Origin of the sequence: Aeromonas sp. S19(2024) (assembly GCF_041402625.1) — a bacterium.
GTDB classification, from domain to species: domain Bacteria; phylum Pseudomonadota; class Gammaproteobacteria; order Enterobacterales; family Aeromonadaceae; genus Aeromonas; species Aeromonas caviae.
Genome location: NZ_JBGLQU010000015.1, coordinates 15,385 through 29,834 on the forward strand (window position 1 = coordinate 15,385; position 14,450 = coordinate 29,834).

The 14,450-nt window shown below is 61.1% G+C and carries 13 protein-coding genes and 1 pseudogene; 7 read left to right on the forward strand and 7 right to left on the reverse strand.

The genetic code is table 11. The annotated features are described in order from the left end of the window. Positions 1-38: 38 nt before the first annotated feature. Positions 39-128: pseudogene (locus tag ACB037_RS19540) on the forward strand (RidA family protein); the annotation flags it as partial. 138 nt (positions 129-266) lie between these two features. On the opposite strand, the gene ACB037_RS19545 reads toward ACB037_RS19540, so the two are convergent. Next, positions 267-923: an OmpA family lipoprotein gene (locus ACB037_RS19545; RefSeq protein WP_371175788.1), complete on the reverse strand. Its 657-nt coding sequence runs from the start codon at positions 921-923 to the stop codon at positions 267-269. A gap of 161 nt (positions 924-1,084) precedes the next feature. After that, positions 1,085-1,327, reverse strand: coding sequence for a hypothetical protein (locus ACB037_RS19550; protein WP_323934908.1), 243 nt, complete (start codon positions 1,325-1,327; stop codon positions 1,085-1,087). Positions 1,328-1,750: 423 nt separating this feature from the next. Here ACB037_RS19550 and ACB037_RS19555 point away from each other — a divergent pair, with 423 nt between their 5' ends. Then, a complete protein-coding gene (locus tag ACB037_RS19555; RefSeq protein WP_080944135.1) occupies positions 1,751-2,311 on the forward strand; it encodes a cysteine hydrolase family protein in 561 nt (186 codons plus the stop codon). 54 nt (positions 2,312-2,365) lie between these two features. Here the strand turns inward: ACB037_RS19555 and ACB037_RS19560 are convergent, their stop codons facing one another. Then, positions 2,366-2,944: a DNA-3-methyladenine glycosylase I gene (locus ACB037_RS19560; RefSeq protein WP_210557419.1), complete on the reverse strand. Its 579-nt coding sequence runs from the start codon at positions 2,942-2,944 to the stop codon at positions 2,366-2,368. Between the two features lie 187 nt (positions 2,945-3,131). On the opposite strand from ACB037_RS19560, the gene glyQ reads away from it, so the two are divergent. Together glyQ and glyS are read left to right on the forward strand one after the other, a co-directional pair. Further along, a complete protein-coding gene (gene glyQ, locus ACB037_RS19565) occupies positions 3,132-4,055 on the forward strand; it encodes a glycine--tRNA ligase subunit alpha (RefSeq protein WP_041212022.1) in 924 nt (307 codons plus the stop codon). Between the two features lie 9 nt (positions 4,056-4,064). Next, positions 4,065-6,146: a glycine--tRNA ligase subunit beta gene (gene glyS / locus ACB037_RS19570; RefSeq protein ID WP_371175789.1), complete on the forward strand. Its 2,082-nt coding sequence runs from the start codon at positions 4,065-4,067 to the stop codon at positions 6,144-6,146. A 67-nt stretch (positions 6,147-6,213) separates the two neighbouring features. Here the strand turns inward: glyS and ACB037_RS19575 are convergent, their stop codons facing one another. Then, the gene (locus ACB037_RS19575) at positions 6,214-6,966 is read right to left on the reverse strand and encodes a hypothetical protein (protein ID WP_371175790.1); all 753 of its coding nucleotides are present in this window, start codon (positions 6,964-6,966) and stop codon (positions 6,214-6,216) included. A gap of 619 nt (positions 6,967-7,585) precedes the next feature. Between ACB037_RS19575 and ACB037_RS19580 the strand changes: the two genes are divergently transcribed. The 3 genes from ACB037_RS19580 (at position 7,586) to ACB037_RS19590 (ending at position 10,032) form a co-directional block, all read left to right on the forward strand. Then, a complete protein-coding gene (locus tag ACB037_RS19580; protein ID WP_223916024.1) occupies positions 7,586-8,350 on the forward strand; it encodes an EAL domain-containing protein in 765 nt (254 codons plus the stop codon). Between the two features lie 165 nt (positions 8,351-8,515). Beyond that, complete coding sequence (locus ACB037_RS19585; RefSeq protein WP_202016988.1) at positions 8,516-9,289, forward strand: hypothetical protein; 774 nt, start codon at positions 8,516-8,518, stop codon at positions 9,287-9,289. 338 nt (positions 9,290-9,627) lie between these two features. Continuing rightward, positions 9,628-10,032, forward strand: a complete 405-nt coding sequence (locus tag ACB037_RS19590) for a hypothetical protein (protein WP_010672394.1) — start codon at positions 9,628-9,630, stop codon at positions 10,030-10,032. Positions 10,033-10,125: 93 nt separating this feature from the next. Here the strand turns inward: ACB037_RS19590 and ACB037_RS19595 are convergent, their stop codons facing one another. The 3 genes from ACB037_RS19595 to tnaA form a co-directional block, all read right to left on the reverse strand. Beyond that, entirely contained in the window at positions 10,126-11,346 is a 1,221-nt protein-coding gene (locus ACB037_RS19595) for an aromatic amino acid transporter (protein WP_045522578.1), read from the reverse strand. Positions 11,347-11,544: 198 nt separating this feature from the next. Continuing rightward, on the reverse strand, positions 11,545-12,759 hold the full coding sequence (locus ACB037_RS19600; RefSeq protein ID WP_043155441.1) for an aromatic amino acid transporter: 1,215 nt from the start codon (positions 12,757-12,759) through the stop codon (positions 11,545-11,547). Positions 12,760-12,828: 69 nt separating this feature from the next. Beyond that, on the reverse strand, positions 12,829-14,295 hold the full coding sequence (tnaA, locus tag ACB037_RS19605) for a tryptophanase (RefSeq protein ID WP_010672391.1): 1,467 nt from the start codon (positions 14,293-14,295) through the stop codon (positions 12,829-12,831). Between the last annotated feature and the right edge of the window lie 155 nt (positions 14,296-14,450).

Below are 14,450 nucleotides of genomic sequence, written 5' to 3' on the forward strand. Positions count from 1 at the left end.
AGCTGTCTAAACAAAGCGGGATGCCTGGCTCCCCTGATGCCGGCACAGCCCCCGTTCGCGCCTGTGTACAGGCCCGTCTCGCCCACGAAGGCTACAGGGTGGAAGTACAGCTCACTGCCGCTGTCTAAGAGGCGGTTATCCCCTCATCCCCGACCCTTCTCCCGCAAGGGGAGAAGGGGGCAAGGAGCACAGGGCACGCCCCGGCGCCAATAGAAAGGCCCCGCCATCGCTGGCGGGGCCTTTTTCATGACTGCAACGCAGGCCGCTTAGGTGGTCGGGGTCAGGGTGATGGTCACCCGACGGTTCTGGGCCTTGCCTTCGACGGTGCTGTTGCTGGCCACCGGCTGATCCGGGCCCACACCACTGATGGCGATGCGGCTGCCGGACACGCCCTGGCCGATCAGCTGGGCGGCAACGGCATCGGCGCGATCCCGGGAGAGCTTCATGTTCAGCTCGCGGGAGCCGGTGCTGTCGGTGTGGCCGACCACGTTCAGACGGGTCTTGTCGAACTCGGCAACCACCAGGGCCACGCCGGACAGGGTGTTGGCACCGGCGGCTTTCAGCTGGGCGCTGGAGCTGTCGAAGGTAACGTTGTTCGGCATGTTGAGGATCAGCTGATCACCGTTGCGGGTCACGCTGACGCCGGTGCCTTGCAGCTTCTCGCGCAGCTTGGCTTCCTGCACATCCATGTAGTAACCGATACCGCCACCCAGGGCCGCACCGGCGGCGACGCCAGTCAGGATGCCCTTTTTGCGGTCGCCCTTGCTGGAGGAGAGCGCCCCCACGGCTGCGCCGGTCGCCGCACCCGCCAACGCGCCCCAGGCGCCCTTGGAGGTCTGGGATTCACCGGTATAGGGGTTGGTGGTACAGCCAGTGATGGCGACGGTCAGGGCAAGTGCAGGAACCAGTTTCTTGAAATGCATGAAAAAACCTCTGAAAAAGAACGACTCTAGCCGATAGCCGCGCATTCTAACCCAGAGAGGCGCCAGAGTGTGACGCGCGCATTGCGAAGATGGGCAGGGGGCAAAACGCCCCCTGCCCCTTGCGACTTACCCGGTGCAGGCCATCTTCGGACGGGCCCACATCAATATTTGATATCCCGGGCCTTGTCTCGCCCCTCCTGCTTGTTTTCACGATGCTCCTGGCGGCAGTCGGCATTGCCCACCACCCCCTCACGACACTCCTGTTTCGCGTCACGGGACTCCTGACGGGTATCCTGACGCACATCGCGGGCGTCACGGCGCTCCTGGGCCTGCTTGGTGGCCTGTGCAGGCAGGGCGGCCAGCAAGGCGGTGGCGGCAAGCAGCGCCAATACGGACTTCTTCATGATGGCTCCTTCGCCAGACAGCCTGAACCGGTCCGGCGTCTTTCAATGATAGGGGAGGGGCAAGATCCCGGTAGCGCAGACTCGGCCCTCGGGGGCGTCGTCTGTGCAGCCTCGGACCTTCTTGCACAGGGCCAGCTTCCCCTCGTGTTTGCCCTGACGAGCAACGTCATCCCCAGGGGGCAGCCGATCAGGCCGGGGAAGAGAGGGCGAACGGCGCTCAGTGACACGGGACTCCCTCGTGATGGCGCTCCCGATGGTGAACCCGTGTGACTGTATCCCGGCTGTACCAAGGGGCGAAAAGGCTCCCGGCCCGGCGCAACGGAACATGCTCCCGGGGTCTGGAGTGGTTGCCCCCCAGATGCGGGTTGTCTCATTAGAGCCCATGGCCCCAGAGTGGGTGACATTTCTCACGGAGCCATGACCATGTCGTCCCTTTCCCGCCCCGCGCTGCTCATCATCGACATCCAGGTGGGCCTCCTTCACGGCCCGGAAGCCCCCCATGCCGGGGCCGAGACCCTGGCCAACATCAATCGCCTGAGCCAGGCGGCCCGCAGTGCCGCTCTCCCCGTGCTGGCGGTGCGTCACACGGGCCCGGCCGGCAGCCCCATCGCCGCCGGCAGCCCGTTCTGGCAGCTTGCGCCTGAGCTGGTCGTCGGCGAGGCCGACCGGGTGTTCGACAAGCAACGCCCCAGCGCCTTCCATGGCACCGGTCTCGATGGCTGGCTGAAAGAGGACGGCGTGCAGACCCTGATCGTCACCGGCATGAAGACCCAGTACTGCATCGACACCACCTGCCGGGCGGCGGCAGATCTCGGCTACACAGTGGTGCTGGTGAGCGATGCCCACACCTGCATGGACACGCCGCAACTGACCGCCCCCCAGATCATCGCCCATCACAACGCCACCCTGGCCGGCCCCTTCGTGCGGCTGATGAGCAGCGACGAGGTGTGCGAGGCGCTCGACCGCACCCTTGAGCCCTGCTGATTCAGAGCAAAAAAGAAGGGAGGCTTGAGCCTCCCTTCTTCGTGCATTTCCCCTTCACGTCGCCGCTGCTTGCTGGCACTCGGCGTGGCAGGGGCAGGTCACCAGATGATCGTTCACCATGCCCACCGCCTGCATGAAGGCGTAGCAGATGGTGCTGCCGACGAAGGTGAAGCCGCGCTTCTTGAGGGCCTTGGACATGGCATCCGACTCCGGCGAGGTCGCCGGAATGTCGCCGTTGCCCTGACGCTGGTTGACGATGGGGGCGCCGCCGACAAAGCTCCACAGATAATCGACGAAGTCGATGCCCTCGGCCTCCAGCGCCAGATAGGCGCGGGCATTTTTGATGATCGACTGCACCTTGAGCCGGTTGCGGATGATGCCGGTATCCTGCATCAGCCGTTCCACATCCTGCTCGTCGAACTGCACGATGCGCACCGGATCAAAATCCGCATAGGCGCGATGGTAGCTCTCGGTGCGCTTGAGGATGGTGATCCACGACAGCCCCGCCTGTTGACCATCGAGGCAGAGCTTGGCAAACAACTCGCGGGCGTCATACACCGGCCTGCCCCACTGCTTGTCATGGTATTCGATGTATTCCGGGTCTCTGGTCACCCAGGCGCAGCGCAGTTCCATTTCCTCTCCCCTGTTTTTCATCGGCCATCGGCAGGCCGCTTGTGTCGGCGACATCATAGGGCAAGCGGCAACATAGCCCCACTAATCCCCTGTAATTTCGCCTATTATCCGACCATGCCAGACGGTATACTCCCTCGGTTCACATTCAGCAAATCTTGCTCTGATTTCATTTCGCGCGAAAAACACTATGCAAAAATTCGATGTCAAAACCTTTCAGGGCCTGATCCTGCAGTTGCAGGACTATTGGTCCCGCCAGGGCTGTACCATCATTCAGCCGCTGGATATGGAAGTGGGTGCCGGTACCTCCCACCCCATGACCTGCCTGCGCGCCCTGGGCCCGGAGCCCATCGCCTGCGCCTACGTACAACCGTCCCGCCGTCCGACTGACGGCCGCTACGGTGAGAACCCGAACCGCCTGCAGCACTACTACCAGTTCCAGGTGATCATCAAGCCCTCCCCCGACAACATTCAGGAACTCTATCTGGGCTCCCTGAAAGAGCTGGGCATGGATCCCGAGATCCATGACATCCGCTTCGTGGAAGACAACTGGGAAAACCCGACGCTGGGTGCCTGGGGTCTGGGCTGGGAAGTGTGGCTGAACGGCATGGAAGTGACCCAGTTCACCTACTTCCAGCAGGTTGGCGGCCTCGAATGCAAGCCGGTCACCGGCGAGATCACCTACGGTCTCGAGCGTCTGGCCATGTACATCCAGGGCGTGGACAGCGTCTACGACCTGGTCTGGTCTGACGGCCCGCTGGGCAAGACCACCTACGGCGACGTGTTCCACCAGAACGAAGTGGAGCAATCCACCTACAACTTCGAACACGCCGACGTGGAGTTCCTGTTCCACTGCTTCGAGCAGTACGAGAAGGAAGCCCAGAATCTGCTGGCACTGGAAAAACCGCTGCCGCTGCCTGCCTACGAGCGCATCCTCAAAGCCGCTCACTCCTTCAACCTGCTGGATGCCCGCAAGGCCATCTCGGTCACCGAGCGTCAGCGCTACATCCTGCGCATTCGCACCCTGACCAAGGCCGTGGCAGAGGCATACTACGCCTCCCGCGAAGCGCTGGGTTTCCCCATGTGTCAGCGCACAGAGAACAAGCAAGGTTAAGGAACGGACATGGCACAACATACATTTCTGGTAGAGATCGGTACTGCTGAGCTGCCGCCCAAAGCCCTGCGCTCCCTGGCCGAAGCCTTTGCCGACAACTTCAAAGCCGAACTGACCAAGGCCGATCTGGCCTTCGGCGACGTCGAGTGGTTTGCTTCACCGCGCCGTCTGGCGCTGAAGGTAAGCGAGCTGGCTGGCGAACAGCCGAGCAAGAGCGTCGAGAAGCGCGGCCCTGCCGTCGCTCAAGCGTTCGATGCCGAAGGCAAGCCAACCAAGGCTGCCGAAGGCTGGGCCCGTGGCAACGGCATCACCGTTGAGCAGGCCGAGCGCCTGGTCACCGACAAGGGCGAGTGGCTGGTTCACACCGCCAAGGTCGAAGGCCGTCCGGCCAAAGAATTGCTGGGCGAACTGGTTAGCCAGGCGCTGGCCAAACTGCCGATCCCGAAGATGATGCGCTGGGGCGACAAGACCATCCAGTTCGTGCGTCCGGTCTTCACCGTGACCCTGCTGCTGGATGGCGAGCTGGTGCCCGCTCACATTCTGGGTATCGACTCTGCCCGCACCATCCGCGGTCACCGCTTTATGGGCGAGAGCGAATTCACCATCGACAACGCCAGCCAGTACCCGCAGATCCTGCAGGAGCGCGGCATGGTGATTGCCGACTTTATGGCGCGCAAGGCCAAGATCAAGGCTGACGTCGAAGCGGCCGCTGCCGCCTTCGGTGGCGTTGCCGATCTGGACGACGCCCTGCTGGAAGAAGTGACCGCACTGGTCGAGTGGCCTGTGGTGCTGACCGCCAACTTCGAAGAGAAGTTCCTGGCCGTTCCGGCTGAAGCGCTGGTTCACACCATGAAGGGTGACCAGAAGTACTTCCCGGTCTACGACAAGCACGGCAAGCTGCTGCCGAAGTTCATCTTCGTCACCAACATCGAGTCGAAAGACCCGAGCCAGATCATCAGTGGCAACGAGAAGGTGGTTCGCCCCCGTCTCTCAGACGCCGAGTTCTTCTTCAAGACCGACCTCAAGCAGACCCTGGCCTCCCGCCTGCCGCGCCTTGAAACCGTGCTGTTCCAGCAACAGCTGGGCACCGTCAAGGCCAAGGTCGAGCGCATCGAGACCGTCGCCGGCTTTATCGCCGAGCGCATCAGTGGTGGCGATAGTGCCGTCGTGGCTCAGGCCAAGCGTGCCGGTCTGCTCTCCAAGTGTGACCTGATGACCAACATGGTCGGCGAGTTCACCGACACCCAGGGTGTCATGGGGATGCACTACGCCCGTCACGATGGCGAAGACGAAGCGGTGGCCGTGGCCCTCAACGAGCAGTACATGCCGCGTTTTGCCGGCGATGCCCTGCCGTCCGGTCTGGTGGCCTGCGCCGTCGCGCTGGCCGACAAGTTCGACACCCTGGCCGGTATCTTCGGCATCGGCATGCTGCCGAAGGGTGACAAGGACCCGTTCGCCCTGCGTCGCGCCGCCATCGGTGCCCTGCGCATCATGACCGAGAAGCAACTGGATCTGGATCTGGTTGAACTGGTTGAAGAAGCGGTACGCGTCTACGGCGACAAGCTGACCAACAAAACCGTCGTCACCGACGTGGTCGACTTTATGCTGGGCCGCTTCCGCGCCGCCTATCAGGACGAAGGCATCGGTGCCGACGTGGTGCTGGCCGTACTGGCCCGCCGCCCGACCCGTCCGCTCGACTTCGATCGCCGCGTCAAGGCCGTCAGCCACTTCCGCACCCTGGATGCCGCCCTGGCACTGGCTGCCGCCAACAAGCGCGTGAGCAACATTCTGGCCAAGGTCGAAGGCGATCTGCCGACTGCCGTCAAACCGGAACTGCTGGTCGATGCTGCCGAAAAGGCGCTGGCCACCCAGGTTGCCGAACTGCAAGCCGAACTGGCCCCGCTGTTCGCTGCCGGTGACTATCAGGCGGCCCTCACCCGTCTGGCCGCCCTGCGCGAGCCGGTCGACACCTTCTTCAACGAAGTGATGGTGATGGCCGATGACGAGGCCCTCAAGGCCAACCGTCTGGCACTGCTGAACAACCTGCGCAACCTGTTCCTGCAAGTCGCGGATATCTCGCTGCTGCAGTGATCTTGGTTGAGTAAGGGATATTAAAAACGGCGCCACGAGGCGCCGTTTTTATAAAAAACCATAAAATCTAAATAGCAGATGAATAATCTTTGAAGTTATTACCTACGAGGACATGCTCTAATACATTAAAGTCAACATGCTCATTAATCAATGGCGCATTGAGCAATCCAACTACATTCAACCAGCAAATTAATGCTGAATATTTATCTACATGAAACTCAACAAGCTCTCGGTCCCCATAACTAGCTTTATATATGGATAACAAACGACCATAATTATTTAACTCAACATTTATTAATGAGGCACTTTGTTGTAAAAAGCTAGATATAAAACCATCTGGTATATTTGAGTCAGACACATTAAGATTTTTGTTATACTTCTTTCTCAAAGATAAAGTACCTAATGCTGCCAATACACTAATAAAACTTCCTTCTATATAAGCCTTCATTCTTGGCTCAAGTTCATTCAACTCAATGTATTGGTTAGGATATAACTGCGGATTAGTATAAATTAACACATCTAATCTTTCAGAAACTCTAGAAAGTAAGCTATGAACTTCCTCTAATTTCATTGTCGCCTTTTGTACATCTAATTGCTTCTTTTGATAGTAGACTGCAAACGCGGCGCCAAGAAATGTTAAGAAAGAAAAAGTAGTTCCTATTGTGCCACCAATAAAACCACCAAAATTCGACCACGCTTGATCAGATGTAGATAATGAATAGTGTGAGATTGGTGCAAATATATAGATATAGAGAAGTAACGGAGTACTAACCAAAACCAACACACACAACATGACAATAATGAAATTTCGCTTTCCCATAGACTTCGCTCCATATTTTGGCAATGCTAATAATAAAGCTACAGGCTTAATTAGCGAAGAATTATCACCTCGGTAGGTTCGATTAGTCGTCAGGCGTAATCGGACGTTCACGTAAATTGATTCTCCCGTTCTCACGGCCAGCCGCATTGCACCCGCCCCTGACTCAAAGCAATAACCGAGACGAATGCACCTCGTCCGTCCGATTACACGGCGCTAATCGAACCTGCGGTGCGGTGGCTGGCGCTCTATGGCGGTTGCTCAAGATCGGCCAGTGGCCTTTGTGGGCCCTGATTAGGCCTATTTGTGCCATAGGAGCACACCGCGAGGAGGTATAAGCAAAAATATGTGCATTTTCCGCAATGCCATCGAATCAGCTTATACCGCTTGACCCGACCGGTTCGCGGGCAAGACGTGGCCTTGGAGGATGCCAGCGAGGCCAATCCCGGACAAACAGGCCCACAAGCGGCGGCACCTGACCCGCCATGGCCGCCTGTCGGGCACAACCTCTGATATGCCAGAAGACGGCCAGCCTATCCGGAGGAATAACCTCTGCCGGCGAGATATGCGCTGTTATCCTTTGAGGCAATCTCTCGCGACCCCACGCCTTGAAAGGAACGTCATGGACATACCTGCCGCCCCGTCCTCCACCCTCTGCCAGCAGTGTCATGAGCAGGTGGATCTCGACTTCGATTTCACCATGGCCTTCCAGCCCATCGTCGATTGCAGCCAGCGCACCCTCTTCGGCTATGAGGCCCTGGTGCGGGGGCTCAACAACGAGTCGGCGCAGAGCGTGATTGATCGGGTCAACGACGACAACCGCTACCGCTTCGATCAGCTGTGCCGGATCAAGGCCATCGCGCTGGCGGCACGGCTCGGGATGAAGGGGATGCTGAGCATCAATTTTCTGCCCAATGCGGTCTATCGCCCGGAGCGCTGCATCCGCACCACGTTGCAGGCGGCCCGCGAGCATCTCTTTCCCATCGAGCAGATCATGTTCGAGTTCACCGAGGTGGAACAGGTGCAGGACAACCGCCATATTCGCGGCATCGTCGATCACTATCAGGCCCTGGGCTTCAAGACGGCGATCGACGACTTTGGCGCCGGTTACTCGGGCCTGAGCCTGCTGGCCGATTTTCGCCCCGACATCATCAAACTCGACATGCACCTGCTGCGCGGCATCGACCAGGACCCGATCCGTCAGGCCATCGTTCGCCACTGTCTGGCGCTGTTTACGGAGTTGCAGATCACCCCGCTGGCGGAAGGGGTCGAGACCCGCGAAGAGATGGCCTGCCTGCGGGAGATGGGCGTCAGCCTGATGCAGGGCTATCTGTTTGCCCGCCCCGGCTTTGAAACCCTGCCCGAAGTGGATTTCGCCAGCCTGTGAGCGGCGCTGGCTATCTCCCTTTGTTGTAGTTCATTCGGGCAAGGCGGGACGGGAGGCGGCCCGGAGGGTATCAACGGGCGGACGGCAGAAAGCGCTGGACCGGGCAACCCCCTGGGCTAGGATAGGACTGTCACCCTTTGCAACCACCGCTCTGACAGGGACACCATGGCGCAGGTTTCAGGATACCGCTTCTTCGCTCTTTCACTGCTCTTGCTGCTGGCCTTCCAGGTATGGGGGGCGCAAGGCAGGGGCAACATCACACTGGTGAGCTCCCTTGAAACCAGGGAGTCCCCCTATGGTCGCTGGCTAGATCTCATCTATCGGGATGCGTTCGCCCGCCTGGGCTATGACTTCCAGTACCAGGGCTACCCCGGGGGACGGGCCCCCCTGCTGGCAGAGCAGGGACAGGTCGATGGCGAGATCCACCGCGCCGCCAGCTACCAGCAGCAGACCCGCACCCTCCAGCGCGTGCCCGAGCCCCATTTCGCCGTCTCCTATCAGGCCTATGCCCACCAGCCCGGGATCCAGCTGCAGGGGTGGCACAGCCTGCAGGGCACCGGTTATCGGGTCGAGTTTCGCCGTGGCGCCAAGCTGCCGGAGATGATGCTGGGCAAGGTGGTGGCACCGGACCGGCTCTTTGCCATCGCCACCGCCGAGCAGGGGATGGGCAAGCTGCTCAAGGGGCGCAGTGACCTCTATGTGGAGCAGACCCTGATTGCCAGCCAGGCCCTGGCCGCCCTGACGCGCCAGGACCCGGGCTATGCCGGCATCTACTCCGCCGGGGTGATGGAGCTGGCCGATTCTTACGTCTACCTGCACGAACGGCATCAGGATCTGCTGGCCCCCCTTGCCAGCGTGATCCGGCAAATGAAGCAGGACGGCACGGTGGCGCGCTATGAGCAGCAGGCCATGGCGGCTGGGGGCACCAGCCAACCTTAACGTCCTCTTTTTCCGCACGCCTTCCCGCGCCCTGACCATGCAGGAGACCCGGGGCGATCAATTCTGTCGCAGACTCATGGCCGCAGCGGGCACCCTGTTCGTCAACACCACGTTGACAAAAACGCCCCCTGTATCAGGGAACTCACCATATAAAACCCCATCGACCTTGTGTTCATCTGGCTTGCGGCCAAAAGGCACCATGTCCGTCTGTGCATACCCCAAATCTTGCAACATCCCCCACTCCGACCGCCCCATCATTTCGATGGAGTCGCGTCATCGTTCAGGCATATCTTCCCCTCGAGGCCCGTGCCAGGGCCCGATCACAGGAGCAATACATAATGAAAAAAGCAGTAACGGCCGCCTTGCTGGCCATGATGATGGCGGCCTCGGTTCAGGCGGCAGACAAGGTGACCACGGTGCCGGTGCACTTCGCCAAAGGCGCGCACAGCGCCAAGGTTGACGGCACCTTCTCCGGTTATGACACCATCAACTACACCCTGGGCGCCAAAGAAGGCCAGACCATGACGGTCGCCATCACCGGCAGCACCAATGCCAACTTCAACGTCTTCGCGCCGGGCGCCATCCCGGGTCAGGCCGAGGCACTGGGCGGCGGCAACGTGGACACAAAATGGCAAGGCACCCTGCCCAAGTCGGGCAAGTACCTGATCCAGGTCTACCAGATGCGCGCCACCGCCCGTAAAGGCGCCAAGGTCCCCCACTCCCTGTCGGTCGGCATTCAATAACCGACGCCAATATTGCCTGTATGACAAGCAAGAAGGAGCCCATGAGGCTCCTTCTTTGTCATTGTGTGCTGGCACTGCGACCCGGGTAACGGCTCAGCCCTTGTAGGCGGGCAGCAGGTCCACCATGTTGAGCAGGTGGAAGGCGGCGGTCAGCACGCCGAACAGGATCACCAGGACGATCATGAAGAGGCCGCCGGGGGCGCGGAAGCCCTCGCCACCGTCTTCGCGCCGGGCCGACCGCACCTTCCAGGCCAGCAGAGGCGGGATGATGCAGGTCCACAGGGTCGCCACGGCGCCCGCATAGCCGATGGCCACCAGGAAGCCGAACGGGAACAGCAAGGAGAGCACCAGGGGCGGCAGGAAGGTCACCGCCCAGGACTTGGCGCGGCCACCCCGGCTGTTGTCGAACTTGAACAGATCCGCCAGGTAGTCGAACACCCCGAGCCCCACCCCGATGAAGGAGGAGAGGATGGCCGCCATGGAGAAGGCGTTGAGGGCGCTGGCCACCGCCTTGGACTCGATCACCGAACCGAGGGCCTTGAGCAGGGCATCCACGTTGCCCCCCTCTGCGATCACCGGGCCGAACTCGCTGCGGGGCAGGTTGCCAAAGACGCTCACCAGCCAGATGAGGTAAAACGCGAGCGCGATCAGGGTGCCCCCCAGAATGGCGCGGCTGGCACGGCGCTCTTCACCGTAGTAGGCGCGCATGGAGGAGACCGAATGGTGGTAGCCGAACGAGGTGAGCGCCACCGGCAGCATCACCAGGGCATAGGGGGCGTAGCTCACTTCGCTGCCCACCCGGTCGAGCAGCAGATCGAGGCGCACGTTCATCGACAGGCCCGAGATGCCGAAGGCAAAGCTCAGCCCCATCAGGATCACCAGCAACACCGAGATGCGGTCCACCGCCCGGGTGGAGTGCCACACCAGCAGGGAGAAGGCCAGGGTAAAGAGCACGGACGCCCACTGGCTGCCCATCCCCGTCATGCCGTCGATGATGAGACCGGCCGAGGTGATGTAGGCATAGAGCAGGATGCCGCCGACGAAGTAGACGCTGAGATTGTTGAGGGCGTTGACCTTCTCCCCCAGCAGATCCCGGGTCACGGTATCGAAGGAGACGCGCAGGGGATAGCCCCGATAGGACTCCAGCAGCATCCAGCCGGAGACCGTCATCACCACCATGGTCAGTGCCACCGCGAGCATGGACCAGAGGGTCCAGGCGCCCGCCCCCGCACTCGGCAGCCCCAGCATGCCGGCCCCCACACAGACGCCGGCAATGATGCATGCCCCGCCCACCAACGATGGTTTCTGTTCCATTACTCCCCCAAACGGATTGTCGACTGGTCACGGCACACCGCCGTGCTTCTCCTGCGTTCGCCACTGCTGGCGCCGGGGGACTTTACCCTGCATGCCTTCGGGTATCAAATCCGGAGGGGAAATGGGGGGAAACGGGCCGGATCCTGCGCCCCATCCGTGGAATATGTTCGGGATGGGGCCAGGTTCAGCACACCAGGGTCAGCCGGTGTAGACGGGCAGCAGACCCGCCATGGCCATCAGGTGGAAGATGGCGGTAAGCACCCCGAAGACGATGACGGCCACCACCATGGGCTGGCCGCCGGGGGCCTTGAACCCAGCCTCGTCCGGGGCCAGCTCCCGGGACTTTTTCGCCAGCAGGGCCGGGATGATGCAGGCCCAGACGGTCGCCGCGGCCCCGGCATAGCCGATGGCCACCACGAAGCCGAACGGGAACATCAGGGAGAGCGCCAGGGGGGGCAGGAAGGTCACCGCCCAGGATTTGGCCCGCCCCCGGCGGCTGTTGTCGAACCGGAACAGATCCGCCAGATAGTCGAACACCCCGAGCCCCACCCCGATGAAGGAGGAGAGGATGGCCGCCATGGAGAAGAGGTTGATGGCCTGGGAGACCTGCCTGGACTCGATCACCGAGGCCAGCGCCCCCAGCAGCACATCCACGTCGCCCCCCTTGGCGATGACGGGACCGAAGGCGGGACGAGGCAGGTTGCCGAAGATGCTGAGCAGCCACAGCAGATAGAGCGCCAGGGCGATCAGGGTCCCCCCCAGGATCGCCTGCCTGGCTTTCTGCTCCTCGCCGTAATAGGCGCGCATCGATGCCACCGAGTGGTGGTAGCCAAACGAGGTGAGCGCCACCGGCAACATGGCCAGGGCGTAAGGGGCGCGGCCCAGCTCCTCGGCAAAGGAGTTGAACAGCTTGGCGGTGTCGACCTTGCTGGCAAGCCCGGAGACCCCGAACACGAAGCTCAGCACCATGAAGACGATCAGGACGACCGAAATCCTGTCCACCGCCCGGGTCGAATGCCAGACGAACCAGGAGAACACCAGCACGAACAACACCGAGGCCAGCTGGCTATTGATGCCCAGCAGGCCGCCCAGGATGAGACCCGACGAGGTGATGTAGGCATAGAGCAAAATGCCGCCCACGAAATAGACGGTGAGGTTGTTGAAGAGATTGATCCTGTGACCGAGCAGATCCTTGGTCACCGAGTTGAAGGAGGCGGTCAATGCGTAGGGTTTCAGGGCTTCCAGCAGCATCCAGCCTGAAACCGTCATGACGACCATGGTAAGAATGATGGCGAGGGTTGACCAGCTGGTCCAGGCCCCGGCTCCCGCGCTCGGCAGCCCCAGCATGCCGGCACCGACACAGACGCTGGCAATGATGCAGGCCCCTCCGATGACGGACGGTGTTGATGTCATGTGTGTCACTCCAAATCTTTCACAGAGCAGTGAAAAAAAAGGCACAGAAAAATCTGTGCCCTTGACTCGTTATGCTTCTATCAATTTTTTCTGCGTCTTGCCGGCTGACGGGTCGTTATGCTCGACCTCTTTCAGTCTGGCGGTGAAGTGACGCAGCACGGCCGGCTCGTAAATGAAGTCCAGCCCCTTCACCCGGTGGGCGTTCTTCTTCACCTCGCCGAAGGCCTCGATGACAAAGTCCATGTGGGTCTGGGTATAGGTGGCACGGGGGATGGTCAGGCGCAGCAGCTCCGCAGGGCAGGGGTGCTGCTTGCCGGTGGCGGGGTCGCGCCCCAGCAGCAGGGAACCTATCTCCACCGCGCGGATGCCGGCGACCTTGTAGAGCTCGCAGGCCAGGGCGTGGGCCGGGAACTGATCCGCCGGGATGTGGGGCAGCAACTTGCCCGCATCCACGAAGGCCGCATGGCCCCCCGCCTGCTGGCACACCACGCCGATGGCCTCCAGCCCGTCCACCAGGTACTGCACCTGGCCGATGCGATAGGCCAGCCAGTCCTGGCGCATGCCGTCCCGCAGGCCCACCGCCAGGCGCTCCATGGCGCCCCCTTCCAGGCCGCCATAGGTCGGGAAGCCCTCCTGCACCACGCACAGGGTGCGGCACTCGGTGTAGACGTCCAGCATGCTGTCATCCTTGAAGCACAGCAGCCCCCCCATCTGCACCATGGCATCCTTCTTCGCCGACATGGCGAGGCCGTCGGCGTACTTGTAGGACTCCCTCGTGATCTCCTCGATGGTCCAGTTCGCGTAGCCGGGCTCCCGCTGCTGGATGAAGTAGGCGTTCTCGGCGAAGCGGGCGGAGTCCATGATGACGGGGATGTCGTACTTTCTGGCGATCTCGTACACCGCCTTCAGGTTGGCAATGGAGACCGGCTGCCCCCCGGCGGAGTTGCAGGTGATGGTGCTGACGATGTAGGGCACGTTGGCGGGGCCCGCCTCCAGGATGGCCTCTTCCAGCTTCACCAGATCGAAGTTGCCTTTGAAGTCGGCGGTGACCGAGGTATCGAACGCCTCCCTGGTGTAGACGTTCTTCGCCACGCAGCAGTTGATCTGGGTGTGGCCCTGGGTGGTGTCGAAGAAGTAGTTGGAGAGGGCCACCATCTTCTTGCGATCCAGCCCCTTCTCCTGCTCCCGCTTCTTGATGAGCACGGGGATGTAAATCTGCTCGGCGCCGCGCCCCTGATGAGTGGGGATGGTCAGGGAGTAGCCGAAGATCTCCTGCACCGCCTGTTGCAGGGCATAGTAGCTGCGGCTGCCGCTGTAGGCCTCGTCACCGCGCAGCATGGCGGCCTGCATGTCCTGAGTGATGGCGCCGGTGCCGCTGTCGGTCAGCAGGTCGATGAAGACGTCTTCGCTGTCCAGCAGGAAGGGGTTCATGCCCGCCCGGACAATGGCCTCTTCCCGATAGGCACGGGTGGTGCGCTTGACCGGCTCGATGACACGAATACGGAAGGGTTCGGGCAGATGCTTGAAGTTTTCCATAATATAAACACCCCAGATTTAAATATTCAAAATGAGTCTCTTCCCCCGCCGAAAATAGAATGTCCGGCAGGTGGGAAATATTGGGAAATAGGTGCACGACATCGCCTCGCCAGAATAAACAGGCGAAGACGGGTGCAGCTATTTCAGTTCAGGAA

Coding starts and splice junctions, on each gene's coding strand:
- ACB037_RS19600 (WP_043155441.1), bottom strand. CDS start 12,759: ATGACATCAACACCGTCCGTCATCGGAGGGGCCTGCATCATTGCCAGC.
- ACB037_RS19575 (WP_371175790.1), bottom strand. CDS start 6,966: ATGGGAAAGCGAAATTTCATTATTGTCATGTTGTGTGTGTTGGTTTTG.
- glyS (WP_371175789.1), top strand. CDS start 4,065: ATGGCACAACATACATTTCTGGTAGAGATCGGTACTGCTGAGCTGCCG.
- ACB037_RS19560 (WP_210557419.1), bottom strand. CDS start 2,944: ATGGAACTGCGCTGCGCCTGGGTGACCAGAGACCCGGAATACATCGAA.
- ACB037_RS19595 (WP_045522578.1), bottom strand. CDS start 11,346: ATGGAACAGAAACCATCGTTGGTGGGCGGGGCATGCATCATTGCCGGC.
- ACB037_RS19590 (WP_010672394.1), top strand. CDS start 9,628: ATGAAAAAAGCAGTAACGGCCGCCTTGCTGGCCATGATGATGGCGGCC.
- ACB037_RS19580 (WP_223916024.1), top strand. CDS start 7,586: ATGGACATACCTGCCGCCCCGTCCTCCACCCTCTGCCAGCAGTGTCAT.
- ACB037_RS19585 (WP_202016988.1), top strand. CDS start 8,516: ATGGCGCAGGTTTCAGGATACCGCTTCTTCGCTCTTTCACTGCTCTTG.
- tnaA (WP_010672391.1), bottom strand. CDS start 14,295: ATGGAAAACTTCAAGCATCTGCCCGAACCCTTCCGTATTCGTGTCATC.
- ACB037_RS19555 (WP_080944135.1), top strand. CDS start 1,751: ATGTCGTCCCTTTCCCGCCCCGCGCTGCTCATCATCGACATCCAGGTG.
- ACB037_RS19545 (WP_371175788.1), bottom strand. CDS start 923: ATGCATTTCAAGAAACTGGTTCCTGCACTTGCCCTGACCGTCGCCATC.
- glyQ (WP_041212022.1), top strand. CDS start 3,132: ATGCAAAAATTCGATGTCAAAACCTTTCAGGGCCTGATCCTGCAGTTG.
- ACB037_RS19550 (WP_323934908.1), bottom strand. CDS start 1,327: ATGAAGAAGTCCGTATTGGCGCTGCTTGCCGCCACCGCCTTGCTGGCC.